23 protein-coding genes are annotated in these 26,022 nt (G+C 70.1%); 18 read left to right on the top strand and 5 right to left on the bottom strand.

Annotated features, from left to right (window positions below; translation table 11 throughout):
• The first annotated feature begins 77 nt into the window (after window positions 1–77).
• The 12 genes from ABZ880_RS10395 (at window position 78) to ABZ880_RS10340 (ending at window position 12,456) form a co-directional block, all read left to right on the top strand.
• The gene (locus ABZ880_RS10395) at window positions 78–1,337 is read left to right on the top strand and encodes an MFS transporter (RefSeq protein ID WP_361259804.1); all 1,260 of its coding nucleotides are present in this window, start codon (window positions 78–80) and stop codon (window positions 1,335–1,337) included.
• Window positions 1,338–1,346: 9 nt separating this feature from the next.
• Complete coding sequence (pafA, locus tag ABZ880_RS10390) at window positions 1,347–2,708, top strand: Pup--protein ligase (RefSeq protein ID WP_055517796.1); 1,362 nt, start codon at window positions 1,347–1,349, stop codon at window positions 2,706–2,708.
• A 135-nt stretch (window positions 2,709–2,843) separates the two neighbouring features.
• The gene (locus ABZ880_RS10385; protein WP_361259802.1) at window positions 2,844–3,845 is read left to right on the top strand and encodes an FKBP-type peptidyl-prolyl cis-trans isomerase; all 1,002 of its coding nucleotides are present in this window, start codon (window positions 2,844–2,846) and stop codon (window positions 3,843–3,845) included.
• A 60-nt stretch (window positions 3,846–3,905) separates the two neighbouring features.
• Window positions 3,906–4,277, top strand: coding sequence for an FKBP-type peptidyl-prolyl cis-trans isomerase (locus tag ABZ880_RS10380; protein WP_030945962.1), 372 nt, complete (start codon window positions 3,906–3,908; stop codon window positions 4,275–4,277).
• Between the two features lie 130 nt (window positions 4,278–4,407).
• On the top strand, window positions 4,408–5,361 hold the full coding sequence (locus tag ABZ880_RS10375; RefSeq protein ID WP_361259799.1) for a WYL domain-containing protein: 954 nt from the start codon (window positions 4,408–4,410) through the stop codon (window positions 5,359–5,361).
• A 19-nt stretch (window positions 5,362–5,380) separates the two neighbouring features.
• Entirely contained in the window at window positions 5,381–6,412 is a 1,032-nt protein-coding gene (locus tag ABZ880_RS10370; RefSeq protein ID WP_361259797.1) for a WYL domain-containing protein, read from the top strand.
• 126 nt (window positions 6,413–6,538) lie between these two features.
• Window positions 6,539–6,829, top strand: coding sequence for a hypothetical protein (locus ABZ880_RS10365; protein ID WP_361259795.1), 291 nt, complete (start codon window positions 6,539–6,541; stop codon window positions 6,827–6,829).
• Window positions 6,830–6,849: 20 nt separating this feature from the next.
• Complete coding sequence (locus ABZ880_RS10360) at window positions 6,850–7,044, top strand: hypothetical protein (RefSeq protein ID WP_360837472.1); 195 nt, start codon at window positions 6,850–6,852, stop codon at window positions 7,042–7,044.
• A gap of 261 nt (window positions 7,045–7,305) precedes the next feature.
• The gene (tatA, locus tag ABZ880_RS10355) at window positions 7,306–7,593 is read left to right on the top strand and encodes a Sec-independent protein translocase subunit TatA (RefSeq protein WP_361259793.1); all 288 of its coding nucleotides are present in this window, start codon (window positions 7,306–7,308) and stop codon (window positions 7,591–7,593) included.
• Window positions 7,594–7,640: 47 nt separating this feature from the next.
• Entirely contained in the window at window positions 7,641–8,600 is a 960-nt protein-coding gene (gene tatC / locus ABZ880_RS10350; RefSeq protein WP_361259791.1) for a twin-arginine translocase subunit TatC, read from the top strand.
• A 31-nt stretch (window positions 8,601–8,631) separates the two neighbouring features.
• Window positions 8,632–9,534: a diacylglycerol kinase gene (locus ABZ880_RS10345; protein WP_361259789.1), complete on the top strand. Its 903-nt coding sequence runs from the start codon at window positions 8,632–8,634 to the stop codon at window positions 9,532–9,534.
• Between the two features lie 60 nt (window positions 9,535–9,594).
• Window positions 9,595–12,456, top strand: coding sequence for a DEAD/DEAH box helicase (locus ABZ880_RS10340; RefSeq protein ID WP_361259787.1), 2,862 nt, complete (start codon window positions 9,595–9,597; stop codon window positions 12,454–12,456).
• A gap of 298 nt (window positions 12,457–12,754) precedes the next feature.
• Here the strand turns inward: ABZ880_RS10340 and atzF are convergent, their stop codons facing one another.
• The 4 genes from atzF to ABZ880_RS10320 are packed head-to-tail and all read right to left on the bottom strand — an operon-like array spanning window position 12,755 to window position 19,360.
• Window positions 12,755–14,404 carry an allophanate hydrolase gene (gene atzF / locus ABZ880_RS10335; RefSeq protein ID WP_361259785.1) on the bottom strand — a complete coding sequence of 550 codons (1,650 nt, stop codon included), beginning with the start codon at window positions 14,402–14,404 and terminating at the stop codon, window positions 12,755–12,757.
• 14 nt (window positions 14,405–14,418) lie between these two features.
• On the bottom strand, window positions 14,419–17,931 hold the full coding sequence (locus tag ABZ880_RS10330) for a 5-oxoprolinase/urea amidolyase family protein (protein WP_361259783.1): 3,513 nt from the start codon (window positions 17,929–17,931) through the stop codon (window positions 14,419–14,421).
• Complete coding sequence (locus tag ABZ880_RS10325) at window positions 17,928–18,539, bottom strand: urea amidolyase associated protein UAAP2 (protein WP_361259781.1); 612 nt, start codon at window positions 18,537–18,539, stop codon at window positions 17,928–17,930. Before ABZ880_RS10325 ends, ABZ880_RS10330 begins: the two co-directional genes overlap by 4 nt.
• Entirely contained in the window at window positions 18,536–19,360 is an 825-nt protein-coding gene (locus ABZ880_RS10320; RefSeq protein WP_361259779.1) for an urea amidolyase associated protein UAAP1, read from the bottom strand. Before ABZ880_RS10320 ends, ABZ880_RS10325 begins: the two co-directional genes overlap by 4 nt.
• Before the next feature lie 187 nt (window positions 19,361–19,547).
• Between ABZ880_RS10320 and ABZ880_RS10315 the strand changes: the two genes are divergently transcribed.
• The 6 genes from ABZ880_RS10315 to ABZ880_RS10290 all read left to right on the top strand — a co-directional run bounded on the left by ABZ880_RS10315 (window position 19,548) and on the right by ABZ880_RS10290 (window position 25,063).
• Window positions 19,548–20,174, top strand: a complete 627-nt coding sequence (locus ABZ880_RS10315; RefSeq protein ID WP_361259777.1) for a TetR/AcrR family transcriptional regulator — start codon at window positions 19,548–19,550, stop codon at window positions 20,172–20,174.
• 326 nt (window positions 20,175–20,500) lie between these two features.
• Window positions 20,501–22,090 (top strand): ATP-binding protein, encoded by a 1,590-nt coding sequence (locus ABZ880_RS10310; protein WP_361259776.1) that lies wholly within the window; start codon window positions 20,501–20,503, stop codon window positions 22,088–22,090.
• Window positions 22,087–22,494, top strand: a complete 408-nt coding sequence (locus ABZ880_RS10305) for a roadblock/LC7 domain-containing protein (RefSeq protein ID WP_361259774.1) — start codon at window positions 22,087–22,089, stop codon at window positions 22,492–22,494. Before ABZ880_RS10310 ends, ABZ880_RS10305 begins: the two co-directional genes overlap by 4 nt.
• Complete coding sequence (locus ABZ880_RS10300) at window positions 22,491–22,889, top strand: DUF742 domain-containing protein (protein WP_361259772.1); 399 nt, start codon at window positions 22,491–22,493, stop codon at window positions 22,887–22,889. The genes ABZ880_RS10305 and ABZ880_RS10300 overlap by 4 nt, the downstream gene beginning before the upstream one ends.
• The gene (locus ABZ880_RS10295; RefSeq protein ID WP_361259770.1) at window positions 22,870–23,490 is read left to right on the top strand and encodes an ATP/GTP-binding protein; all 621 of its coding nucleotides are present in this window, start codon (window positions 22,870–22,872) and stop codon (window positions 23,488–23,490) included. The genes ABZ880_RS10300 and ABZ880_RS10295 overlap by 20 nt, the downstream gene beginning before the upstream one ends.
• A 61-nt stretch (window positions 23,491–23,551) precedes the next feature.
• The gene (locus ABZ880_RS10290) at window positions 23,552–25,063 is read left to right on the top strand and encodes a cytochrome P450 (protein WP_361259768.1); all 1,512 of its coding nucleotides are present in this window, start codon (window positions 23,552–23,554) and stop codon (window positions 25,061–25,063) included.
• Here the strand turns inward: ABZ880_RS10290 and ABZ880_RS10285 are convergent.
• Complete coding sequence (locus ABZ880_RS10285; RefSeq protein ID WP_361259766.1) at window positions 25,057–26,007, bottom strand: RluA family pseudouridine synthase; 951 nt, start codon at window positions 26,005–26,007, stop codon at window positions 25,057–25,059. The genes ABZ880_RS10290 and ABZ880_RS10285 overlap by 7 nt on opposite strands.
• Window positions 26,008–26,022: the final 15 nt, after the last annotated feature.

The following is a 26,022-nucleotide window of genomic DNA, read 5'->3' as shown; positions in this document are numbered from 1 at the left end:
TGAACAGCGCACATGGTACGTATGAGAGACGAAGTTATACGTAAAACTTCCGATGGTGCCGACGAGGGGAAGCGGACATGGCTGCGGGATACATCGAGATCCTCAGGGCTCGGTACGCCGTCCGCCTGCTCGCCGGCACGCTGGTGGGCCGGCTGCCGTGTGCCGTCGCCGCGATCGCCGTCGTGCTGTTCGTGCGCTCGGAGGGCGGGACCTACAGTCTCGCCGGAGGGCTCGCCGCCGTGTACGGGGTGGCCAATGCCGTGGGGCAGCCGTTGCTGGGCCGGCTCGTGGACCTGTACGGGCAGCCGCGCGTCCAGTTGCCGGCCGCGGTGGTCTCCGCGCTCGCCATGTCCGCCTTCGCCTTCGTCGGCACCGCTCCGCTCGTGCTCGCGTACGCGTGCGTGGCGCTCTCCGGGCTGTTCACGCCGCCCCTGGAGGGCGGTCTGCGGGCGCTGTGGTCCTCGGTTCTGCGCAGCGAGGGTCAGGTGCAGACGGCGTACGCGATGGACGCCGTGGCCCAGGAAGTCATGTTCACCGTCGGCCCGTTGCTGGTGACCCTGTGCGTGTCGCTGTGGTCGGCGCAGGTGGCGCTCGTGCTCGTCAACGTCGTCGGCGTGCTCGGTGCCCTCTCGGTGGTCGTCTCGCCGCCCTCGCGCGCGTGGCGTTCGGCGCCGCGCGAGGCGCACTGGCTCGGCGCGCTGCGCTCGCCCGGACTGCTCGTCCTGCTCGGCGCGTTCCTGGCCGTCGGGATGGCGCTCGGCTCCATCGCGGTCGCGGCCGTGGCGTACGCCGACGGCCACGGCGGGGACGCGGTGTACGGCTGGCTGATGGCGGCCATCGGCCTCGGGGCGCTCGTCGGCGGCACCGCGTACGGCGCGCGGCAGTGGAGCGGTGCGCCGGAGCGGCGACTGCGGGTGCTGGTCGCACTTCTGGCGGTGTGTTACCTGCCGCTCACGCTGACGCCGGGTCCGGTCGCCATGACGGTGCTCACGGCCGTCGCCGGGCTCTTCCTCGCGCCCTGCCTCGCGTGTGCGTTCGTCCTCGTCGACCGGCACGCGCCGCGCGGCACGGTCACCGAGGCGTTCTCGTGGATCGTGACGACGTTCACGGTGGGTTCCTCGGTCGGAACGGGCCTGGCGGGCCCGGTCGTCGAGTGGGGTGGGGCGGTGTGGGGCTTCGCCGTACCGGGTGCCGCGGGGGCCGTGTCGCTGCTGGTTCTGCTGGCCACCGGGCGGGTCCTCGCAGCTCCCGCAGGGGGCGCGGTGGTTGCGGCTTCATCGGAAAATGATCCAAACCGTGCTGCCGAACCCCGTTTCAGCTCAGGGGATCGGGCGTAATGTTCACTCATGGACCGCCGCATTTTCGGGCTGGAGAACGAGTACGGCGTCACATGTACGTTCAGGGGACAGCGCCGCCTGTCTCCCGACGAGGTGGCGCGGTACCTCTTCCGCCGTGTCGTGTCATGGGGCCGCAGCAGCAATGTCTTTCTGCGAAACGGCGCCCGCCTCTATCTCGACGTGGGCTCACATCCGGAATACGCGACACCCGAATGTGACAACGTGACCGAACTGGTCACCCACGACAAAGCAGGCGAGCGCATTCTCGAAGGACTCCTGGTGGACGCCGAACGACGCCTGCACGAGGAAGGAATCGCGGGCGACGTCTACCTCTTCAAGAACAACACCGACTCGGCGGGCAACTCCTACGGCTGCCACGAGAACTATCTCGTCGCGCGCCACGGGGAGTTCTCCCGGCTCGCGGACATCCTCATTCCCTTCCTTGTCACCCGCCAGCTGCTGTGCGGCGCGGGCAAGGTTCTGCAGACGCCGCGCGGTGCGGTGTACTGCGTCAGCCAGCGGGCCGAGCACATCTGGGAGGGCGTCTCCTCGGCGACGACCCGCTCCAGGCCCATCATCAACACCCGCGACGAACCGCACGCGGACGCCGAGCGCTACCGTCGGCTGCACGTCATCGTGGGCGACTCGAACATGTCCGAGACGACCATGCTGCTCAAGGTCGGCGCCACCGACCTGGTGCTGCGCATGATCGAGGCGGGCACCGTGATGCGCGACCTCACCCTGGAGAACCCGATCCGGGCGATCCGCGAGGTCAGCCACGACATCACCGGCCGGCGCAAGGTGCGCCTGGCCAGCGGCCGCGAGGCCTCCGCCCTCGAGGTGCAGCGCGAGTACTTCGAGAAGGCCGTGGACTTCTGCGAGCGCCGCGGCATCCGCACCGGCACCGTCGAGCAGGTCCTGGAGCTGTGGGGCCGCACGCTGGACGCGATCGAGGCCGAGGACCTCGACCGGATCGGCACCGAGATCGACTGGGTCATGAAGTACAAGCTCATCGAGCGGTACCGCGCCAAGCACAACATGACCATGTCCCACCCGAGGGTCGCGCAGATAGACCTCGCCTACCACGACATCCACCGCCGTCGTGGCCTGTACTACCTGCTCGAGAGGAAGGGTCAAGCAGCGCGTATCTGCAACGACTTGAAGATCTTCGAGGGCAAGTCCGTTCCCCCGCAGACCACTCGGGCCCGGCTGCGCGGCGACTTCATCCGCAGGGCCCAGGAACAGCGCCGGGACTTCACCGTCGACTGGGTCCACCTCAAGCTCAACGACCAGGCGCAGCGCACGGTGTTGTGCAAGGACCCGTTCCGCTCCGTGGACGACCGGGTGGAGAAGCTCATCGCAGGAATGTGAGCAATGTGAGCCATGCCTTCCGGTGAAAGTCCGGAACGCAACACGGGCGCCGTACGTTTCCCGTACGGCGCCCTTCTCACGCCGTAGAGTTGCGCGCACGCCATCCACAAGATCGACCGATACGAGGCCTCAACCGTGCGCCGACGCTCACTACTCATTGCCGTACCCGCAGGATTTGCCACGCTCGCCGCATGCGGTGACGACAAGTCCGACTCGAGCAAGGCCAGCGACAGCGCCTCGCCCTCCGCCTCGGCGACCTCCGCCGCACCGGCGCCGAAGATCGTCGACGGACCGCTGCCGGCCGTCACGGGGGGCACGAAATTCGGTTCGAAGCCGACGGTCGCCAAGGGCACGGGCGATCCGTCGATGAACCTCGCGGTGAAGACGCTGATCGCGGGCGGCGGTCAGACGGTCGCGGAGAACGACTACATCCAGGCCCACTACCTGGGCCAGATCTGGAACACGGCGAAGGTCTTCGACAACTCCTACGACCGCAAGACTCCGCTCGTCATCCAGCTCGCCGAGGGCAGCATCATCGACGGCTGGCGCTACGCCCTGGCGGGCAAGAAGGTGGGCAGCCGCGTCCAGTTCTCCGTGCCGCCCACCTGGGGTTACGGCAAGGAGGGCAACGCGCAGGCGGGCATCAAGGGCACCGACACGCTGGTGTTCGTCGCCGACATCCAGGGCACGTTCAACGCGAACAGCTCCGCCAAGGGCACCAAGGTCGCGCAGAACGACGCGGCCCTGCCCAAGGTCGGCACCAACACCGACGGCAAGGCGCCCTCCATCGACATCCCCAAGAAGGACGCGCCCACCAAACTGGTGGCGAACTACATCATCGAGGGCGACGGCGACGAGGTCGGCGCGAAGGACACCGTCCTCGTGCAGTACAAGGGCGTGTTCTGGGACGGCGGCAAGGAGTTCGACTCGACGTACGGCCGCAAGGCGCTCACCTCGTTCGGGCTCCAGCAGGTCGTCAAGGGCTGGGGGCAGGGCCTGACCGGCAAGAAGGTCGGCAGCCGGGTCCTCATCGTGATCCCCCCGAAGCTGGGCTACGGCGACAACCCGCCGTCCGGCAGCGGCATCAAGAAGGACTCCGTGCTGGTCTTCTCGGTCGACATCCTGGCGAAGATGTGACCCCGCCGAGATGTAAGACTGTCCGTGTTGCCTTTCCGCAGACAAGCAGGAGCTAGAGACGTGAGCATCGAGAAGCCCGAGATCGACTTCCCGGGCGGCGAGCCCCCGGCGGACCTCGAGATCAAGGACATCTGGGAGGGCGACGGCGCTGTTGCGCAGGCGGGCCAGACCGTCACCGTCCACTACGTGGGCGTTGCCTTCAGCACCGGCGAGGAGTTCGACGCCAGCTGGAACCGCGGCACCCCGTTCCGCTTCCCGCTCGGCGGCGGCCGGGTCATCAAGGGATGGGACCTGGGCGTGCAGGGCATGAAGGTCGGCGGCCGTCGCCAGCTGACCATCCCCGCCCACCTCGCCTACGGCAACCAGAGCCCGACCCCGGCGATCAAGCCGGGCGAGACCCTGATCTTCGTGGTCGACCTCGTCGCGGTCTGATCGCGCACGCGACCGGACCCGATCACCTGGGGCCCATGCCTGTCCGGGCATGGGCCCTCGGCTTTTGCCACGCCACTTCGGGGCGGTACGGTCATCGTCGTAAAGCACCATAGGGAGGCGAAGGGCGTCGATGGCCATTGCCAAGGCCGAGCGGCTGATGAACCTGGCGCTGTGTCTGCTCGGGACGCGGCGGCCGCTCAGCAAGCGCGAGCTGCGTGAGTCCATCGAGGCCTATCTCGAAGCCAACTCGGACGACTCCTTCAGCCGGATGTTCGAGCGCGACAAGGACGATCTGCGCGAACTCGGCCTGGTCATCGAGACCGTTGAGAACCTCGACGGCGAGATGGGCTACCTGGCCCGCCGCGACAGCAACCGCCTCCCGCCCATCACGCTCGACGCCGAGGAGGCCGCCGCCCTCGGTCTCGCTGCCAAGGTCTGGCAGCAGGCCCGGCTCGCGGGCGCGGCCAGCGGCGCCCTGCAGAAGCTGCGCGCGGCCGGGATGCCCGAGGACGTCGACCCGTACGAGGCCCACGGAGCCCTGGAGCCCCGTATCCCCGTGCACGAGGCCGCTTTCGAGCCGCTGATGCTGGCCTGCCGCGACCGCCGGCCGGTCGTCTTCGACTACCGCAAGGCCACCGCCGCCCACCCCGAGCCCCGGCACGTCGAGCCCTGGGCGCTGGAGTGTTGGCGCGGGCACTGGTACCTGGCGGGCTGGGACCGCGACCGCGGCGCCGAGCGGGTCTTCCGGCTGTCCAGGATCACCGGCAAGGTGCGCAGCCGCAGCGGGCAGTTCACCGCCGAGGTCCCCGACGTCGTCACCGTCCGCGAGACCGTCGCGAGCTGGGCGGGGGAGACCGCCGACCGCTCCGCGCTGATCCGGCTGCGCTCGGACGCGGGGTACCCCCTTCGGGCGAAGGCCACCGCGGTGCGGGAACTCGGCGACGGCTGGGACGAGTTGGAGATTCCGTACGGACACGGGCTGGACGCCTGGCTGGTGGAGTTCGGGCCGGACGTGGTGGTGCTGGAGCCGGCCGAGCTGCGTGCGGACGTGGTGGACCGGCTGCGGGCCGTGGCCAAGGGCTGAGGGGGAGCGGAGCAAGACAGTGGCAGGCAAACCGGTCAGGCCCGTGAACGCCATCGACCAGACGCGGCGGATGCTCTCCCTGGTGACCTATCTCAAGGAGCGCCCCGGAGCCCGGGTCGAGGACGTCGCGCGCGCCTTCGGCATCAGCGAGGACGAGCTGGTCTCCGACCTCGATGTGCTGCCCATGTGCGGCACCAGCTTCCGCGGCGGCGACCTGCTCGACATCGACACCGACGGCGAGCGCATCTGGTGGCACAACCCCGACGACGTGGCGGAGCCGCTGCGGATCGCCGCCGACGAGGCGACCGCGCTGCTCGTGGCCGCCCGCGCGGTGTCCACCCTGCCCGGGCTGCGCGAGAGCGACCGGCAGGCACTGCTGAGGGCCACCGCCAAGCTGGAGACCGCGGCCGGCGAGGCGGCGGGCGCCAGCGCCCGGCTGTCCGTGACCTTCGAGGCCGAGGGTGGCGTCTTCGCCGACGTCGACCGCGCGATCTCCGAGCGCCGCCGACTGTGGATCCGCTACTACTCGCCCGCACGCGACGAGCTCACCGAGCGCGAGATCGACCCCATCCGGCTCGTCAGCGTCGGGCACACGTACGTGGAGGCCTGGTGCCGCCGCTCCGAGGCGCGCCGCACCTTCCGGCTCGACCGGGTCGCCGAGATCAGAATCCTGGACGAGCCGTCCGCACCGCCCGAGATCGAGCTCAGGGACCTGTCGGAGGCGCTGGTGCAGCCCGCCGCCGAGGACCCCGAGGTCGTCGTCGAGGTCGGCCCCGGCGGCCGCTGGGTCGCCGAGTACTACCCGCACGACAGTGCGGATGAGCTTCCGGACGGCGGGCTGCGTATCACTCTGCGGACCCCGGACCCGACGTCCCTGCGGCGGCTGGCGCTGCGGCTCGGGCGCGACGGCCGGATCGTCTCGCCGCGTGACCTCGCCGACAGCGCCCGCCGGGCGGCCCGCGAGGCCCTGGCGGCGTATGACGGGGTCGAGGCGCAGCAGCCCCAGGCAGGGCATGCGGTTCAGGACGGGCAGTACGGCAGGCGGGAGTGAGCCGTAGGGGCGCGCCGGTGTCGAGGGGGGAGCGCGCGGAGGCCCGAGGGGGTGAGCGCGGTCGCCGCCTCGACACCGGCTGAGGCGCCCCGGAGGCGAACGACCAAGGGAAGAGGAGCAGGGGCTTTGAGCGAGTCGTCGGTGTCTGGTGTGCGGGAGATTTCGGTGGCGTCGGCGTTCGCCGGGATGAGAAGCGTCTCCCCGGTCGTGTTCCGGGCGGGCTGCCCGGACTGCCGGGGCAGCTTCGAACTCGCAGCCGGCGCCCTCCGCCTCGTCATCGGCGCCACCAGCCGCACCACGTTCTACTCCTTCACCTGCCCCGACTGCGGCGCCACGGTCCGCAAGCCGGCGGGGGAGCGGATCGTCGAGCTGCTCACCGGCGGCGGGGTCAGGACCCTGCGACTGCACACGCCGTAGCAAGGTCTAGGCTCGGCGTCATGTTCTGGCCGATGTTCGCGGTAGCTGTGGGTTTCCTGGGCCTCGCCGTCCTCGGGGTGTTCGCCGTGCGGGTCTTCCTCGAGGCGCAGCGCCTGGGCAGGCAGGTCACGGACTCCGCACGCCGTATCAACAGGGCAGCCGAGGATCTCGAGCGCGCGGCAGTGAGTACGGCCCGGGCTGTGGACTCCCTCTGAGCTGCGCTGTGCAAGGCATGTGAGTCCTGCGCCGGAGGCGGTTTGGGTCACTTCGACCTGTCACCGGGGCCGCCCTGGCAGGTACGCTGCTGGTCGCGGACCGGAGAACGAGGCCCGGGCCGCTGACCGGGAGTACGCACGGGGATTGCCTCACGTTTACCCCTGAGCGTTACGATCGCTGCCAGCACGGTCGGTCGGACGTATGTCCGACCGGTCGGACAGCACCCCACCCCAGCCGCCTCGGTGAGAAGGTAAAGACTTATGTTCGGAAGGCTCGGCGCCCCCGAGATCATTCTCATCCTCGTCGTCGTCATCCTGCTGTTCGGCGCGAAGAAGCTTCCCGACATGGCGCGCTCGCTCGGCAAGTCCGCCCGCATCCTCAAGAGCGAGGCGAAGGCGATGAAGGAAGAGGGCAGCAGCACGGCCACCCCGGCCGGCCCGCCGAACAACGGTGAGCAGCCCCCCTCCCAGCGCACCATCCAGGCCGCCCCCGGCGACGTGACCAGCTCGCGCCCGGTCACCGAGCCGACGGACACCACCAAGGCCTGATGCAGGGCCGGACTCTTCCGGCCTGCCGCACGAGATGAGGACGTGGGTTGCCCAAGTCTGCCCGCAAGAAGGAGAAGGATCCCGAGGGGCGGATGCCCCTTGCGGACCACCTTCGTGAGCTCCGCAACCGGCTCGCGAAGGCGATGCTGGCCATCGTGCTCGTCACGGTCGTCGCCGCCTTCTTCTACAACGACATCATCAACTTCCTCACCAAGCCGATCCTCGACTCGGTCGGCTGTGGGAAGACGTTCGAGGAACTGGCGAACGCCGCCAAGTCCGACGACACCCAGCAGCAGTGCGCGCGGATCACGATCAACGGTCTGCTCGCGCCCTTCACGCTCGCCCTGCAGGTCTCGCTGATGGCCGGCGTCGTGTTCGCCTCGCCGATCTGGCTGTACCAGCTGTGGGCCTTCGTCGCCCCCGGTCTGCACCGAAGCGAGAAGAAGTACGCCTACGGGTTCGTCTTCACCGGTGTGCCGCTCTTCCTGGGCGGTGCCTTCTTCGCGTACAAGGTGCTGCCCACCACGGCGAAGGTGCTGATCAACTTCACACCGCACGGCGTGGACAACCTGCTGCCGCTGGACGACCTGCTCCAGCTGGTCACGCGCATGGTGATCGTCTTCGGTCTCTCCTTCGAGCTCCCCCTGCTGCTGATCATGCTGAACCTGACCAGGGTGCTCACCGGCAAGCGGATGCTCGGCTGGTGGCGCGGCATGATCATGGGCATCACGGTGTTCGCGGCCATCGCCACGCCCAGCACCGACCCCATTTCGATGCTGGCGCTCGCCGGACCGATCTGGGTGCTGTACTTCGGCGCGGTCGCCTTCTCGCTGACGAACGACAGGCGCAGGCGCCGCCGCGAGGAGGAGGGCCCCGCCGACGACGAGGCCTCCGACCTGGATCTCACCCCCGAGGACATCGGCGAGGTGGAGACCGTCTCCGCGAGCCGGGCACTGCCCGAGCAGGCGAGCACGGACCGGGTCAACGGTTATGACGACGTGACCTGACAAGCGGGCGGCAGCTCGTAGGGTCACTCCCGTGACCAGCGAGATCACCCTCTTCGTCAACCCCACCGCGGGCCGCGGCCGGGGCGCCCACGCGGCGCAGCCGGCCGCTTCCGCTTTGCGGGCGGCAGGCTTCGCGGTGCGTACGGTCTCCGGGGAGAACGCCGAGGAGGCCCTCACGCGCGCGCGTGCCGCCGTCGCGGACGGGACCGGTGCCCTGGTCGCCGTGGGCGGCGACGGCATGCTCAACCTCGCCCTCCAGGCCGTCGCCGGCACCGGCACCCCGCTCGGTCTGGTCGCCGTCGGCACCGGCAACGACTTCGCCCGCGCCCTCGGCCTTCCGCTGCGGGACCCGGCCGCCGCGGGCCGCGTGCTCGCCGAGGCGCTCAAGGAGGGCCGGCTGCGGGAGATCGACCTCGGTCAGGCGAACGGCCACTGGTTCGGTGCCGTCCTTGCCTCAGGCTTCGACTCCCGCGTCAACGACCGCGGCAACCGCATGCGATGGCCCAAGGGCCGACTGCGGTACGACCTCGCGATGCTCGCCGAACTCGCCGCCTTCCGCCCGTACCCTTACCGGATCACGCTGGACGACGGTGACGTCCAGGAGGTCGAGGCGACGCTCGTGGCCGTCGGCAACGGGCCGTCGTACGGCGGCGGCATGAGGATCTGTCCCGGTGCCGATCTCACCGACGGGCTGTTCGACGTGACCGTGGTCGGGAACTGCGGCCGGGCCACGCTGCTCAAGGTGTTCCCGTCCGTGTACCGGGGGACTCACGTCGAGCACCCCAAGGTCACGGTGTTCCGGGCGGCGAAAGTCGAGCTGGCCGCCGAGGGCATCACCGGGTACGCGGACGGGGAGCGGCTCGGGCCGCTGCCGCTGACCGCACGGTGCATACCGGGTGCGCTGCGGGTCGTGGGTCCCCGAGACCGGCCGTAAGTCCGGTCGCAGGCCGTTGAGCTGCGTAAAGCCCAGGTTTCCAATTGGCTGATCCGGATAATGATCGTCCTGTTGTCAGTGGGGCCCGGTACGCTCGAAAGCACGATGACAGAGGACCTCTCACCGGCCGAGCGGTACGCGGCAGCTCGTCTGCGGGCAGCCGAGCAGGCCACCGCGCTCGCGGGCTTCCGCGAGATGTACGACTTCGGTCTCGACCCCTTCCAGATCGAGGCCTGCCAGGCACTCGAAGCGGGCAAGGGCGTGCTGGTCGCGGCACCCACCGGCTCCGGCAAGACGATCGTGGGCGAGTTCGCCGTCCACCTCGCCCTGCAACAGGGCAAGAAGTGCTTCTACACGACACCCATCAAGGCGCTGTCGAACCAGAAGTACGCCGATCTGTGCCGCCGTTACGGCGCGGACAAGGTCGGCCTGCTCACCGGCGACAACAGCGTCAACTCCGAGGCGCCGGTGGTCGTGATGACCACCGAGGTGCTGCGGAACATGCTGTACGCCGGGTCGCAGACGCTTCTCGGGCTCGGGTACGTGGTCATGGACGAGGTGCACTACCTCTCCGACCGGTTCCGGGGCGCCGTGTGGGAAGAGGTGATCATTCACCTGCCGGAGTCCGTGACCCTCGTCTCGCTGTCGGCGACCGTCTCCAACGCCGAGGAGTTCGGCGACTGGCTCGACACCGTCCGCGGCGACACCGAGGTGATCGTCTCCGAGCACCGGCCCGTGCCGCTGTTCCAGCACGTGCTCGCCGGGCGGCGGATGTACGACCTGTTCGAGGAGGGCGAGGGCAGCAAGAAGGCCGTCAATCCCGATCTGACGCGGCTTGCGCGGATGGAGGCCAGCCGGCCGTCGTACCAGGACCGGCGGCGCGGACGGGCGATGCGCGAGGCCGATCGGGAGCGGGAGCGGCGGCAGCGGTCGCGGGTGTGGACTCCGGGGCGGCCCGAGGTCATTGAGCGGCTTGATGCCGAGGGGTTGCTGCCTGCGATCACCTTCATTTTCAGCCGCGCCGCTTGTGAGGCCGCCGTTCAGCAGTGTCTGTACGCCGGGCTGCGGCTCAACGACGACGAGGCGCGGGGGAAGGTGCGGGCGCTCGTCGAGGAGCGTACGGCCTCGATTCCCACCGAGGATCTGCACGTCCTCGGGTACTACGAGTGGCTCGAGGGGCTCGAGCGGGGGATCGCGGCCCACCATGCGGGGATGCTGCCGACCTTCAAGGAGGTCGTCGAGGAGCTGTTCGTGCGGGGGCTGGTGAAGGCCGTCTTCGCCACCGAGACGCTGGCTCTGGGCATCAACATGCCTGCGCGGTCCGTGGTGTTGGAGAAGCTCGTCAAGTGGAACGGCGAGCAGCATGCGGACATCACGCCGGGCGAGTACACGCAGCTGACGGGGCGTGCGGGGCGCCGGGGGATCGACGTCGAGGGGCACGCTGTCGTGCTCTGGCAGCGCGGGATGAGTCCTGAGCATCTGGCGGGGCTGGCCGGGACGCGTACTTATCCGCTGCGGTCCAGTTTCAAGCCGTCGTACAACATGGCGGTCAATCTGGTCGAGCAGTTCGGGCGGCATCGGTCGCGGGAGCTGCTGGAGACGTCGTTCGCGCAGTTCCAGGCTGACAAGTCGGTCGTGGGGATTTCGCGGCAGGTGCAGCGCAACGAGGAGGGGCTGGAGGGCTACAAGGCTTCCATGACCTGCCACTTGGGCGACTTCGAGGAGTATGCGCGGCTGCGGCGGGAGCTCAAGGACCGGGAGACCGAGCTGGCTCGGCAGGGGGCGGCGGAGCGGCGGGCCGAGGCGGCTGTTGCGCTGGAGAAGCTCAAGCCGGGGGATGTCATCCATGTGCCGACGGGCAAGTACGCGGGGCTGGCGCTGGTGTTGGACCCGGGGCTGCCTGCCGGGCGCTCCAACGGGCATCGGGGATTTGAGCATCATGACGGGCCGCGGCCGCTGGTGCTGACTGCGGAGCGGCAGGTCAAGCGGCTGGCCTCGATGGACTTTCCGGTGCCGGTCGAGGCGTTGGAACGGATGCGGATTCCGAAGTCGTTCAATCCGCGGTCGCCGCAGTCGCGTCGGGATCTCGCGTCGGCGTTGCGGACCAAGGCCGGGCACATTTCGCCGGAGCGGGCGCGGAAGAAGCGGTCGCAGGCTGCCGATGACCGGGAGATCGCGCGGTTGCGTACGGCGCTTCGGGCGCATCCCTGTCATGGGTGCAGTGATCGGGAGGACCATGCGCGGTGGGCCGAGCGGTATCACCGGCTGCTTCGGGACACCTCGCAGTTGGAGCGGAGGATCGAAGGCCGTACGAACACGATCGCTCGGACCTTTGACCGGATTGTCGCGCTGTTGACCGAGCTGGACTATCTGCGTGGTGACGAGGTCACCGAGCATGGGAAGCGGCTTGCTCGGCTTTACGGTGAGCTCGATCTGCTGGCCAGTGAGTGTCTGCGGGCGGGGGTCTGGGAGGGGCTTGCGCCTGCGGAACTTGCGGCTTGTGTCTCGGCGTTGGTGTACGAGGCGCGGGTCGGGGACGATGCGATGGCGCCGAAGCTGCCGTCCGGGAAGGCGAAGGCTGCGCTGGGGGAGATGGTGCGGATCTGGGGGCGGTTGGATGCCCTCGAGGAGGACTTCCGGATCACTCAGACCGAAGGGGTGGGGCAGCGGGAGCCGGATCTTGGGTTTGCCTGGGCCGCGTATATGTGGGCCTCGGGGAAGGGGCTGGACGAGGTGCTTCGGGAGGCGGAGATGCCGGCCGGGGACTTTGTGCGGTGGTGCAAGCAGGTGATTGATGTGCTGGGGCAGATTTCGGCGGCGGCGCCTGTGGCTGGTGGGGATGGGGCGACGGTGGCGAAGAATGCGCGTAAGGCGGTTGATCTGCTGTTGCGGGGGGTTGTGGCCTACTCGTCGGTGGGGTGATTGTCGGCGGGCGGGTGCGGGTGGTGTGTGGCTTGTCGCGCACACGCGGCGGAGCCGCAAATCGATACAGCCCCGCGCCCCTGGGTGCCTGCGGCGCATCTGCCCGTTCGGTGGGGGTTCGCCCAGCGCCTGCGGTGTGTTGGGAGTCGGGGCCGCGCCGGGGGGGGGTGTCCGTCCTCGGTCGGGCGGTTGCTGTCTCGCTCCTCTGTGCTCGGCGGTGACGCCCGCCGCTGCGGGCGGACACCCCCCGGCACGTCCCCTTCCCGCCGTACGCGGCTTGTGGGTCCCAGGGCGGTCGCTAGCGGCTGAGATACGCTCGCCAGCCTCCGTACGACGTGATGTCCTCCGCGTCCTCCAGGGCCCTCGGCTCGCAGAGGAAGCCGGGGATCCGCGTGCCGGTGGAGAGTTCCACGCTGCCCAGTGTCATGGGGTGGGGGAGGGTGGCCAGGAGGCGGCCCAGGCCCTCGGTCGGGAGGCGCCATACCTCTGTCTCGATCTTGGCTCCGCCCTTGCCCACGTACACGAGTCCCGGCTTGCGGGGTTCTGTCGGCAGTGCGTGCAGTCTGTACGCCGGTGCCGTTGTGGTTGCGTGGTCCAGGCGGGCTCCCAGTGCCAGGAGCTGGGGGTTGAGGGGCTGGCCGGTCAAGTGGGCTCCTACCACCGCCAGTTGGGTTTCCGGGCGGAGCAGTTCGGCGATTCTTGCCAGGCGGTCGTCCGTGAAGGCCGGGCCTATCAGCATGACGCCGAAGGGGAGGGCGTTCACCTCGCCGGCCGGGACTGCGAGTGCTGCCAGGTAGAAGAGGTTGGTGGAGTTGGTGAAGCGGCCCAGGCGGGCGTTGGTGCCCAGGGGGTCGGCGGCCACCTCGGCGAGGGTCGGGTGGCCCGGTGCGGTGGGTAGCAACAGGGCGTCCGCGTCTGCCAGTTCGGCCAGGGCGCGGGTGCGGAGGGTCGCCAGGCGGTCCTGGTCGGCGTAGAGCTGGTGGGCCGGGATGTCGCGGGCCCTGGTGATGATGCCGGTGACCGTAGGGTCGAGGCCTTCGACGCCATCTGCGATCGCCTTGTCGATAAAGCTACCGACGGCCGTGTAGCGCTCGGCCACGAAGGCTCCCTCGTAGAGCATGGCCGCCGCCTCGGTGAAGGGGGTCAGGTCGAGGGAGCGGATGTCGGCACCCGACGATCTGAGTTGGGCGACCGCCGTGTCGTATGCCTCGGCCCAGCCCTCGTCCAGTTCGCCGAGTTGGTCTCGGGATGGGACCGCTATGCGCCATGGGCCCGGTGTGCGCTGGGGGAGGGGTGGGAGTTCGCGGGTCGGTGGGGAGGTCATGAAGGACAGGGCCTGTTCGGCCTCCGGGAGGGTGCGGGCGAAGACCGTCACGCAGTCGATCGAGGCGCAGGCCGGGACCACGCCTGTTGTCGGGACCAGGCCTCGGGTCGGTTTGAGGCCGACTATGCCGTTGAAGGCGGCCGGGACCCGGCCCGAGCCTGCCGTGTCCGTGCCCAGGGCGAGGTCCACTATGCCCAGGGCCACCGCTACCGCCGAGCCGGAGCTGGAGCCGCCGCTGATTCGGGACGGGTCGTGGGCGTTGCGGACTGCGCCGTGAGGGGAGCGGGTGCCCACCAGGCCCGTTGCGAACTGGTCCAGGTTCGTCGTGCCCAGCACGATCGCGCCGGCGGCGCGGAGACGGGCCACCACCGGTGCGTCGGACTCGGGCTCGTAGGCGTATGCCGGGCAGCCCGCGGTGGTGGGCAGGCCGGCCACGTCGATGTTGCCCTTCGCGGCGAACAGGCGCCCGGCGAGCGGGAGTTGGTCGCCTGCTGCCACGCGGGCGTCGATCGCTCGGGCCTCCGCCTCGACGTCCGGCTGCGGGCGCAGGTCGATCCAGATCTCGGGGCGGTCCACCGCCTCGATACGGGCGTAGGCGGCACGGACACGGGAGAGAGCGGACATTGCTTGTTCCTCTTTCAGTTCGTGGCCGGGGCCAGCACGACCAGTGCCGTTCCCGCCTCCACCTGGTCGCCCGGCCTTGCCAGGATCTCCGTGACCACTCCGTCCATCGGTGCGTGGACTCTCGACTCCATCTTCATCGCCTCCAGGGCCAGGAGCGGCTGCCCCGTCGTCACCTCGTCGCCCGGCGATACGTTCAACTGCCATACGGAAGCCGCGAATTCGGCCTCTATCAGGCGGCCGCCCGGCGGCACCGTCAGCTCCGTCGGGGGTGCCGGTGGTGCGGATGCTGCCTGTGCGCGGGTGAATTCGCCTGCTGCCTCCCACGCATCCCGCTCGGCCGCGAAGGCCGTCTGCTGGCGGGTCCTGAACCCCGCTATGGAGTCAGCCTGTTCGGTGAGGAAGGTGTTGTACTCGGCCAGCGAGAAGGTGCCTTCTTCGATGTGCGGGACGAAGCGGCCGGATGTGATGTCGGCTCGCAGGTCGAGGAGTTCGTCCGCTTCCACCGGGTACCACTTGATGCGGTCGAAGAAGCGGAGCAGCCAGGGTGAGCCCGGTTCGAACGCGCCGCGCTGCTGCCAGCCCGACCAGACCTGGGTGGTGCGCCCGACGAACTGGTAGCCGCCCGGGCCCTCCATGCCGTAGATGCACAGGTAGGCGCCGCCGATGCCGACCGAGTTCTCCGCCGTCCAGGTGCGGGCCGGGTTGTACTTCGTCGTCACCAGGCGGTGGCGGGGGTCCAGGGGGGTGGCCACCGGGGCGCCCAAGTACACGTCTCCCAGGCCCAGTACGAGGTATTCGGCCTCGAAGACCGTGCGGTACACGTCGTTGACGGAGTCCAGGCCGTTCACGCGGCGGATGAACTCGATGTTCCAGGGGCACCAAGGGGCGTCGTCGCGGACGCCCGCCATGTAGCGGGCTATCGCCTCGCGGGTCGCCGGGTCGTCCCAGGAGAGGGGGAGGTGGACCGTGCGGGAGGGGACGATCAGTTCGTCGGTGGGCGGGAGTGTGGAGGTGATCTCCCGTACGGCAGTGAGGAGTTCGCTTTGTGGGAGGCGGTTAGGGTCTGCCTGGATCTGGAGGGAGCGGATGCCGGGGGTGAGGTCCGTGATGCCGTCGGGGCCCTGCTCCGCGACTGCCTCCATCAGGGCGTGGACGCGCATGCGAAGTGCCAGGTCGAGCTGCATGGGGCCGAATTCGACCAGCAGGTTGTCGTCGCCGCTGCGGCGGTAGGTGATGTCGCCGTCCCGGGCCAGTACGCCGCCGTCCACGATCTCGGGTCGCGGTGAACCGTCGACCTCGACCGGGGCGAACTTCACGGTGTCGCCCGGGCGCAGCTGGCCCAGCTTCCAGCGCTCGCCGCTCAGGACCGTGGCCGGGCAGACGAAGCCGCCGAGGGACGGGCCGTCCGGGCCGAGCAGTACCGGCATGTCGCCCGTGTAGTCGACGGCGCCGACCGAGTACGGGGTGTCGTGGATGTTGGACGGGTGCAGGCCCGCCTCGCCACCGTCGGTGCGCGCCCAGCGCGGCTTGGGGCCGACCAGGCGTACACCGGTGCGGGCCGAGTTGAAGTGGACCTTCCAGTCGGCGGCGTAGAAGTCGTGGATGTCGTCCTCGGTGAAGAACTCCGGTGCGGCGTGCGGGCCTTCGGCCGCACCGATGTGCCAGACGGTGGAGAAATCCGGGCGGTTCTCCGACGGGACCGGGGTGCCGTCGGCGACCGTGCCGCCGTGCAGCACGTCGCCCGTACGCAGTGCCCGGCCGCCGTGCCCGCCGAAGCGGCCCAGTGTGAAGGTGCTCGCGCTGCCGAGGAAGGCGGGTATGTCGAGGCCGCCGGCGAAGAGTACGTAGGTGCGCAGGCCGTGTTCCGTAGGCGCGCCGATCTCCAGTACGGCACCTGCCGGCACCGTCACCGGCTCCCACTGCGCGGCCGGCCTGCCGTCGACCGTGACCTCGCCCGGTGCGCCCGTCACGCACACCGTCGTCGGGTGCGTGAACCTCAACGACGGGCCCTGGAGGGTGCATTCGAGGCCCGGTGCGCCCTCGGGGTTGCCCAGCGCGCGGTTGCCGAGCCGGAAGGACAGGTCGTCCATCGGGCCGGACGGGGGGACGCCGACCTGCCAGTAGCCGGTGCGGCCCGGCCAGTCCTGCACGGTGGTCAGGGTGCCGCCGGAGACGACCTCGATGCGCGGGGTCGGGTCGGTGACCTGCGCGAGGGTCGCCGTGGAGTGGGTGGCCGCTCGGAAGGCGTGGTCGGTGAGCGCAGCCCGGACCAGGCCCAGGTTCGTCTCGATCCCGTCGACTCGGGTGCGGGCCAGCGCCTCGTCCAGTCGGCGCAGGGCGTGGGCGCGGTCGGGGCCGTATGCGATGACCTTCGCGAGCATGGGGTCGTACGACGTCGTCACCTCGGTGCCGGTCTCCACCCAGCCGTCGACGCGTACGCCGGGCGGGAACTCGACCCGTGTCAACAGGCCCGCACTGGGCCGGTGTTCGCGTGAGGGATCCTCGGCGTAGAGGCGGGCCTCGACGGCGTGCCCGCGGGGTGCGCCCGGGTCGCGTACCACGTCGGACTCCCCGCGGGCCAGGCGCAGCATCCAGGCGACGAGGTCGACGCGGTAGATCTCCTCGGTGACCGGATGTTCCACCTGGAGGCGGGTGTTGACCTCGAGGAAGTACGCCTCCTCGCGGGCCGCGTCGTAGACGAACTCGACGGTCCCCGCGGAGCGGTAGTCGACCGAGGCGCACAAGTCGCGGGCGGATGCCGTGAGCTGGTCGCGCACGTGGGAGGGGAGACCGGGTGCCGGTGCCTCCTCCAGGACCTTCTGGTTGCGGCGCTGGAGGGAGCAGTCCCGGTCGCCGAAGGTGACGACCCGGCCCTCGCCGTCGCCGAAGACCTGCACCTCGACATGGCGGGCACGCTCGACCAGGCGTTCCAGGAAGACGCCGGCGGAGGAGAAGGAGGCGGCGGCCACGCGCTGCACGCGGTCCCAGGCGTCGGTCAGTTCGTCGGCCGATCGACATGCCGACATGCCGATACCGCCGCCACCGCCGGTCGCCTTGAGCATGACCGGATAGCCGATCGCCGCTGCGTGTGCGAGGGCCTCGTCCAGCGACGCCAGCAGGTCCGTTCCGGGTGCCAGCGGCACGCCTGCCGTCTGGGCCGCCGCGCGTGCCGTGTGCTTGGCGCCGAACAGCTCCAGCTGCTCCGGGGTGGGCCCGACGAACACGATTCCGGCGTCCTCGCAGCGGCGTGCGAAGGCCGCGTCCTCGGAGAGGAAGCCGTAGCCGGGGTGGATCGCACCCGCGCCGGTGTCCTTGGCCGCCTTCAGTACCAGGTCGGTGTCGAGGTACGACTCCTTCGCGGGCGCCGGGCCCAGCCGCACCGCCTCGTCGGCGAGCCGCACGTGGGGGGCCGAGCGGTCCGGGTCGGAGTACACCGCGACCGTGCGCAGGCCGAGTTCGCGGGCGGTGCGGATGATCCGTACCGCGATCTCGCCCCGGTTGGCGACCAGCAGTTTGTCGAAGCTCATGCGTCGTCCCCCGGAGCGGTGGCGCCGATCGTCATCTCCACCGCCGTCGGCTCGAAGCCGTTGCAAGGGTTGTTGATCTGGGGGCAGTTGGAGACCAGGACCAGGACGTCGCGCTCCGCGCGCAGGGTCAGCTTCAGGCCCGGGGCCGAGATGCCGTCGACGATGCCGAGGGTGCCGTCCTTCTCCACCGGGACGTTCATGTACCAGTTGATGTTGGAGACCAGATCGCGCTTGCCGAGGCCGTAACGTGCGCCCTCCGCAAGGAAGTTGTCCACGCACGCGTGCTGCGACCAGGTGTGGTGTCCGTACCGGAGGGTGTTGGACTCCTTGGAGCAGGCGCCGCCGACCGTGTCGTGGCGGCCCACCTCGTCGTCGATGACGGTCATGAGCGGCGTGTGCTCGTTGCTCATCAGCACGCTGCCCGTGGTCAGGAAGATGTTGCCCTGCGCGTGGATGGTGTCGGGCGCGCTGTAGCGGACCGACGTGTCGTGGGCGTCGTAGACGAGGAAGTCGACGGCCTGGTTGCCGTGCAGGTCGGTGACGGTCAGCGTCTGGCCGGTGCGGATCACGGACGACCAGGCCGCCCGGGCCGGAACCACGGTCTTCATGCGAGCCCCCTCGCGGCAATGAATTCGGCGGTGTTCAGGAAGGCGCGGCGGCCCTCGGGTGTGGCCTCCCGCAGCGGATCGCCGGGGGCGGTCGGCGCGGCGCGCCAGGCGAGCACCTCCAGTGGGGTGCTGACGTAGTCGGGGCGCGGGTCGGCCGGGTGCGGCACGTTGGCGATCAGGACGGTCAGGTCCTGCTCGGCGCGCAGCGTGACGCTGCCGCCCGGGCCGGACGAGCCGGTGAAGTCCAGGCTTCCGTCCTCGCGCACCTCGACGCCCTGGAAGAAGGAGAGGGACGGCGGCAGGTCGCGCGGCTCCAGGCCGTTCTTCGCGGCCGCCAGTTTGAACAGCTCGCGCCCGGCGGGGGAGTCGGACTGCGGGGTGCCGTCGCCGTACCGCTCCGTGTTGCGTACGAGGGTGGAGGTGCCGCACAGGGCGTCGTGCCGGCCCGAGGTGTCGGTGACGACGCTCGCGAGCACGCGGCCCTGGTCGGACAGCAGGAGCTGTCCCTCGCCGAGGTAGGCGTTCCACTGGACCTTCACCGTGTCGGCGACGTTCAGCCGCTCCCAGGGCCGGTCCGCCACGTACAGCAGCAGGTGGGCGCAGGCGTCGCCGTGCAGGTCGGTCAGGCGCAGCTCCGTGCCGCGGGCCAGCACCCGGTGGGTGTAGTTGCCGCCCGCCACGGTCTCGGCCCACACCAGGTGGCCCGCCTCGCAGGGCGGGTCCGGCCAGTCGGCGGACGGCACGACGGGCATGGCCTCGGCGCGCGTGCCCTCCTGGGCGCGTGCGTGGTCGCGGGCTCCGTACGTGGTCTCTGTCGCCATCGCGGGACCTCCGGCTCCGGGTCGTCTCTTCGGTCGTCGTCTCGTGCGGGGTTATTTCTGTCGCTCGACAGAAATTAGGAGGCGGTCGGGTCGCCGGGATTGCCCGCGTGTTGCCGGTGGGTTACCGCCCCCTCACCGGGTTCACCCTGAGATCGCCGTAACCAGGTGATATGCGAGGATCGAACGCATGGGGACGACAGGTGGGCGCCGGGTCGGCAGGCCGCGGGCCGCGCAGCGGCCGGACAGCGGACTCTCGCCGCGCGACGAACTGCTCGCGGCCGCCGCCGAGTTGTTCACCACCCGCGGCTACGCGGCCACCACCACCCGCGCGGTCGCCGAGCGCGCGGGCATGCGGCAGGCCTCCATGTACCACTACGTCTCCGGCAAGGAGGAACTGCTCGCCGAGCTCCTCGAGTCCACGGTCACGCCCTCGCTGACGTACGCCCGCGAACTCCTCGCCGACGACGCGACCCCGCCCGAGGACCGGCTGTGGGACCTGTGCCGGACCGACGTGGAGCTGCTGTGCGGCGGCCCGCACAACCTCGGCGGGCTCTATCTGCTGCCCGAGGTGCGCGCCGAACGCTTCGCCGGCTTCCATGCCGTGCGCGCCGAACTCAAGGACGCCTACCGGCAGTTGCTCGCCGCCACCACCACGGGCGGGGCGCTGGCCAAGAGCGAGCTGGATCTCCGTACGGACCTGCTGTTCGGGTTGATCGAGGGCGTGATCCTCGTGCACCGCTCCGATCCCGAGCGCCCGGTGTCGGTGTTCGCGGAGGCTACGGCGGACGCGGCCCTGCGGATCGCGGGCGTCTGAACTGGCCTTCCGGCGGCATCCGGAGGCCGATCTTCACTCGTCACGGTGAGTGGTATTCGTACGCCCATACGCTGTGACGCACCGTGTGCGAGTGAAACCTGAGCGTGTAAATGGGGCCGAGCGTACTCCCTGTGGCAGCCCCGTTTCAGGTGCTTGCTGAATATGACACGGCGATGATCCGGTCGGACTAAGCTCGCCCGCAGTGCACCGAGTTGAGGCGTATTCGTGCGCTTGTTCCCAAAAATACCGAAGATCCAGCGCAGTCCCATGCGTACCCCACTTGCAAGCTCCCCAGACACCCAGCCGATCTTTTTCAGAGGGCCTACATGGTGAGTGTTCAATCCCCTCCCCGGCGTGAACTTCCCTACGCGCGCTTGCTGTTGCTGCCCGCCATACTGATGGCCGCGGCGACCGGAGCCGCCGTCGCCTCGGTGACCGGGCCGGCCCGGACGGCAGTCGGCTGGTGCGGCGGTATCGCCACGCTGCTGGTGATCGCGACGGTGGCCGAAGCGGTGCGCCGCGGCCGAGCCCTGCGGGCCCTGCGCGAGAACGGCGCCCGTCACAGCGCGTATCTGGAACGGCGCATCGCCGGCCACGACCAGGAGATGCACCGCCTCGCGCACGAGATCACACCGACCGCCATTCACTGGTTGCGCGGCGGAAATTCGCCCGCAGAGGTGATTCAGCAACTCGGTGACATCGACCCGTCCTGGCGCGGACTGCCCGAGGCACAGGTGTCGTTGGTCAAGCAGGTGCTCGACATCATCGACACCGAGGAAGCCATCCGCGAGTCCTCGCAGCGCTCCTTCGTCAACGTCGCCCGCCGCGTTCAGGCGATCGTCCACCAACAGGCCAATGAACTCCGGGAGATGGAGGAGGACCACGGCCGCAACCCCGAGGTCTTCGACGACCTGCTGCGCATCGACCACGGCACCGCGCTGATCGGCCGCCTCGCCGACTCCATCTCCGTCCTCGGCGGCGGCCGCCCCGGCCGTCAGTGGCCGGCGCCGGTACCGCTGTACAGCGTGCTGCGCGGCGCCATGTCGCGCATCCTGGAGTACCGGCGCATCTCGCTGGACAACATCGCCAAGGTCAACATCCGCGGCATCTCCGTCGAGCCGGTCATCCACGCCTGTGCCGAACTCCTCGACAACGCCACGCGCTACTCGCCGCCGCAGACCAAGGTCCACGTCATCGCGACCGAGGTGCAGACCGGCATCGCCATCGAGATCGAGGACGCCGGCGTCAGCCTCAGCGAGGAGGCCCGCGCCCGGGCCGAGGGCATGCTGGAGCGCGCCAAGGCCGGCGTAGACCTCCAGGACCTCGGCGACTCCCCGCGCCTCGGCCTGGCCGTCGTGGGGCGCCTGTGCAAGGCGTACGACATGCAGATCTCGCTGCGCTCCTCGGCGTACGGCGGTGTGCGTGCCGTCCTCGTCGTGCCGCGCATCATGATGACGGAGGAGCCGGCGCCCGGCCTCGCGCACGGCATCGGCGTGACCTCCGCACCCAAGCTCGAACTCGGCGGCGTGGAAGGTCCCAACCGCGCCCCGAAGCGGCGCCGTCCCACCAGCCCGCGCATCCCGGCCGGCGTGTCCATGGAGGACGAGGTCCCCGTCGTCACCGAATGGACCGCGGGCGGTCTGCCGCAGCGGCGCAGCCGGGTGAAGACCCCGCTCAGCGTGCGGCTCGCCGAACAGGCCGCCGCGGAACGCGCCGAGCGGGAGGCCCAGGCGGCCCGGCCGGCCTGGGCGGCACCCGAGCCCGAGCCGGAGCCCGAGAAGAAGGACGAGCCCGAACCCGGGCTCTGGGTCGAGGCGTTCTGGAACGGACTCAAGGGCACGCCGGACCCGTTCGACATTCAGACGACCACCGAGCCGGCCCGCGTTGAGGCCGACGACGAGAGGGACCACAAGTGATCCAGCAGCGAGCCAACTTCGACTGGATGCTCAAGGACCTCGCCGACGGAGTACCGGGCATCGAGATGATCGTGGTGCTCTCCGCCGACGGCCTGCGCATCGCTCGCTACGGAGGCGATCCGGACGCGGCCGACCGCGTGGCCGCGGCCTGCGCGGGCCTGCAGAGCCTGGCGAGCGCCGTCGCCCACGAGATCCCGGACAGCGACGGCCGGATGAAGCTGGTCATCATCGAGATCAACGGCGGCTACTTCTATCTGATGGCCGCCGGGCCCAACGCCTATCTCGCGGTCCTCTCCGACGTGGTCGCCGAGCCCGGGCTGATGAGCAACCGCATGCGCGACCTCGTCGTACGCATCGGGGCCCATCTCACCAGTCCGCCCCGGCGCAACGGGCAGACCGTATGACTCCTCCGCAACGCCGGCGGCGATATCCCAAGGAAGAACCGCTCCCCGAACCCGGCCCCGCGCAGGGCGACCGGAAGGAGCCGGAGCGGCTGTACGTGGTCGCCGGACCGGACGGCGAGCGCGCCGACGTCGACCTGGTCACGTTAATCGTGGCGCGCGCCGACCCGCCGGCCTCGGCCACACCGGAGCAGTCGGCGACGCTCCGGCTGTGCGCGGCCCCCCTGTCGGTGGCCGAACTCTCGGCCTATCTGAACCTGCCGTTCAGTGTGGTGACCGTCCTGCTCACCGAGATGCTGACGGCCGAACTGGTGCAGGCGCGCGCCCCGATCGTCCGCCAGGCGCTCCCCGACCGTTCCCTCCTCGAAGCGGTGATGCATGGACTTCAAAGGCTCTGACACCATCCCCGGACCACGGACAGAGGATCATCTGCCGCACACGGCCCAGGCCGCGGTGAAGATCGTGATCGTGGGCGGCTTCGGAGTCGGCAAGACGACGATGGTCGGTTCGGTCAGCGAGATCAGGCCGCTGACCACCGAGGAGACCATGACGCAGGCCGGCGTCGGGGTCGACGACAACTACGGTTCGGACACCAAGACGGCCACCACCGTGGCCATGGACTTCGGCCGTATCAGCATCACCGAACAGCTGGTGCTCTACCTCTTCGGCACCCCCGGCCAGGAACGCTTCTGGTTCCTGTGGAACGGCCTGTTCGAGGGCGCGCTCGGCGCGGTCGTGCTGATCGACACCCGCCGCCTCGAGGTCAGCTTCGACGTCATAGGACGACTGGAGGAGCGCGGCGTGCCGTTCGTGGTCGCCGTCAACTCCTTCCCGGACGGGCCCCGTTACCCCATCGCCGACCTCCGCACCGCGCTCGACCTGGCCGAGGAGATCCCGATCATCGAGTGCGACGCCCGCCGCCGGGCCTCCAGCCGCGACGTCCTGATGACCCTGATGCGCTTCCTGCACTCGCTCGCCATGACGGGTGCGCTCACCTGACCGTCCTCACCCGTATCCGTCCCAACTCCCCCGACAACGGATCCACTTCGGAGCGACCACTGTGACGCCTGAATCCCACTCCCTCACCGGCACGGACCCCAAGGCCGGCCCACCGCCCGGCTGCCCCGCCCACGGCCGCGGCCCCGGCGGGCTGCACCGGCTCTACGGTCCCGAGGCGGAGGACCTGGCCTCCCTGTACGAGCAACTCCGCGACGAGCACGGCTCGGTGGCGCCCGTGCTGCTCCACGACGACGTGCCGATGTGGGCGGTGCTCGGCCACACCGAGAACCTGCACATGGTGCGCTCGCCCTCGCAGTTCTGCCGGGACAGCCGCCTGTGGACCCCGCTCATGGAGGGCATGGTCAAGCCCGACCACCCGCTGATGCCGCACATCGCCTGGCAGCCGATCTGCTCCCACGCCGAGGGCGACGAACACCTGCGCCTGCGGGCGGCGGTCACGGGCGCCATGTCGACCATCGACCACCGCAGCCTCCGCCGCCACATCAACCGCTACACCCAGCGCCTGGTCAACCGCTTCTGCGAGGAGGGGACGGCCGATCTCGTCGGCCAGTTCGCCGAGCACCTGCCGATGGCCATCATGTGCGAGATCCTCGGCATGCGCGAGGAGTACGACGACCGGCTCGTGCAGGCCGCCCGCGACGCGCTCAAGGGCACCGAGACGGCCATCGCCAGCCACGGCTACGTCATGGACGCGCTCAGCCGGCTCACCACCCGCCGCCGGGCCAAGCCCGAGGAGGACTTCACCAGCCACCTCATCACGCACCCGGCGCGGCTGACCGACGACGAGGTCAGGGAGCACCTGCGCGTCGTGCTCTTCGCCGCCTACGAGGCCACGGTCAACCTGCTGTCCAACGTGCTGCGCATGGTCCTCACCGACCCGCGCTTCCGGGCCCAGCTCAACGGCGGCCAGATGACGGTGCCGGAGGCGGTCGAGCAGTCGCTGTGGGACGAGCCGCCGTTCAGCTCGGTCTTCGCCTACTTCGCCAAGCAGGACACGGAGCTCGGCGGCCAGCACATCCGCAGGGGCGACGGACTGCTCCTGGGGATCGCCCCGGGCAACGTCGACCCGCGGGTCCGCCCCGACCTGGCGGCCAACATGCAGGGCAACCGCTCCCATCTCGCCTTCGGCGGCGGGCCGCACGAGTGCCCCGGTCAGGACATCGGCCGTGCCATCGCCGACACCGGTATCGACGCACTGCTCATGCGACTGCCCGACGTCGAACTCGACTGCGACGAGGACGAGTTGGTGTGGCGGCAGTCGATCTCCTCGCGCCACCTGGTGGAGCTGCCGGTGCGGTTCGCGCCGAAGCCGCCGCAGGACGTGATGCAGAAGCCGGCCCATGCGCCCGTCCCGTCGCAGCGCACCGACTGGCAGGTCGGCACCCCGCAGCCCGAGCCGGCCGCTGCCGCCGTCGCCGAGCAGGCCCGGACCGCCGCCCCCGCCGCCGAGCCGCAGCCGGTGGCCCCGCCGCAGCAGCCCGTGCCGGCGCCCGAACCGGTGCGCCCGATGGGTGCCTGGCGGCGTTTCCTGCGCTGGTGGCGCGGTTACTGACCGGACCGGTCGCCGTACGAGGACCAGGCCTCGAGCGTTCTCGTGCTCCGGAACCGGTGCTCCACCCCCGTGACCGGATCGGTGAACTCCAGCGCCCGCGCCAGCAGTTGGAGCGGCCGCCGGAAGTCACCGGCCGGCACGGGGTCCTTCACCACCGGATAGAGCGGGTCGCCGAGGATGGGCACGCCCAGCGCGTTCATGTGGACGCGCAGCTGATGGGTCTGCCCGGTGCTCGGCACCAGCCGGTACCGCCCCGGACCGTCCGCCCGGTGCTCGATCAGTTCCACCCGGCTGACGGCGTTCGGCTCGCCCTCCACCTCGTAGGCCGCGAGCACCCCCCGCTCCTTCACGATCCGGCTGCGCACGGTCCGGGGAAGGGCGAGCCCGGGATCGTACGGTGCCACCGCCTCGTACTCCTTGAAGACCCGCTTGTCGCGGAAGAGCGACTGGTACGCGCCGCGTTCCTCGGGCCGCACGGTGAACAGCACCAGCCCGGCGGTGAGCCGGTCCAGCCGGTGCGCGGCGCCCAGCGCCGGGATCCCCAGCTCCCGGCGCAGCCGTGCGAGCGCGGTCTCGGTGACGTGGCTGCCGCGTGGTGTGGTGGCCAGGAAGTGCGGCTTGTCGGCGACGACGATGTGCTCGTCGCGATGCACGACGTCCAGCGGGAACGGCACGGGCACCTCGGCGGGCAGCTCCCGGTGGAACCACACGAACATGCCGGGTTCGTACGGCGCATCGGACGCGACGGCCCGCCCGTCGGCACCGACGATCTTCCCCGCCTCGAACATCCCGTCGACGACCCCGGCGCGAGCCGGCCCCAGTCGCTCGACCAGATGCTCACGGACCGTGGCCCACGGACCCTCGATCGGCAGCCGCACCCGTACCGGATCCACTCCGTGCCGTTGCGGCAGCGGAGAAGGCGGGATCCGTGGCTTGCGTCTCATCACGATCAAGCCTAC

The sequence above is a fragment of the Streptomyces sp. NPDC047043 genome, assembly GCF_040644055.1.
Classification (GTDB): domain Bacteria; phylum Actinomycetota; class Actinomycetes; order Streptomycetales; family Streptomycetaceae; genus Streptomyces.
This window is presented reverse-complemented; position numbering and strand designations above follow the sequence as displayed.

Bases quoted from the DNA above. Each gene is read 5' to 3' on its own strand.
- ABZ880_RS10285 (WP_361259766.1), bottom strand. From the start codon at position 26,007: ATGAGACGCAAGCCACGGATCCCGCCTTCTCCGCTGCCGCAACGGCAC.
- ABZ880_RS10320 (WP_361259779.1), bottom strand. From the start codon at position 19,360: ATGGCGACAGAGACCACGTACGGAGCCCGCGACCACGCACGCGCCCAG.
- pafA (WP_055517796.1), top strand. From the start codon at position 1,347: ATGGACCGCCGCATTTTCGGGCTGGAGAACGAGTACGGCGTCACATGT.
- ABZ880_RS10340 (WP_361259787.1), top strand. From the start codon at position 9,595: ATGATCGTCCTGTTGTCAGTGGGGCCCGGTACGCTCGAAAGCACGATG.
- ABZ880_RS10315 (WP_361259777.1), top strand. From the start codon at position 19,548: ATGGGGACGACAGGTGGGCGCCGGGTCGGCAGGCCGCGGGCCGCGCAG.
- ABZ880_RS10330 (WP_361259783.1), bottom strand. From the start codon at position 17,931: ATGAGCTTCGACAAACTGCTGGTCGCCAACCGGGGCGAGATCGCGGTA.
- ABZ880_RS10395 (WP_361259804.1), top strand. From the start codon at position 78: ATGGCTGCGGGATACATCGAGATCCTCAGGGCTCGGTACGCCGTCCGC.
- ABZ880_RS10310 (WP_361259776.1), top strand. From the start codon at position 20,501: ATGGTGAGTGTTCAATCCCCTCCCCGGCGTGAACTTCCCTACGCGCGC.
- ABZ880_RS10325 (WP_361259781.1), bottom strand. From the start codon at position 18,539: ATGAAGACCGTGGTTCCGGCCCGGGCGGCCTGGTCGTCCGTGATCCGC.
- atzF (WP_361259785.1), bottom strand. From the start codon at position 14,404: ATGTCCGCTCTCTCCCGTGTCCGTGCCGCCTACGCCCGTATCGAGGCG.
- ABZ880_RS10360 (WP_360837472.1), top strand. From the start codon at position 6,850: ATGTTCTGGCCGATGTTCGCGGTAGCTGTGGGTTTCCTGGGCCTCGCC.
- ABZ880_RS10295 (WP_361259770.1), top strand. From the start codon at position 22,870: ATGGACTTCAAAGGCTCTGACACCATCCCCGGACCACGGACAGAGGAT.
- tatA (WP_361259793.1), top strand. From the start codon at position 7,306: ATGTTCGGAAGGCTCGGCGCCCCCGAGATCATTCTCATCCTCGTCGTC.
- ABZ880_RS10375 (WP_361259799.1), top strand. From the start codon at position 4,408: ATGGCCATTGCCAAGGCCGAGCGGCTGATGAACCTGGCGCTGTGTCTG.
- ABZ880_RS10300 (WP_361259772.1), top strand. From the start codon at position 22,491: ATGACTCCTCCGCAACGCCGGCGGCGATATCCCAAGGAAGAACCGCTC.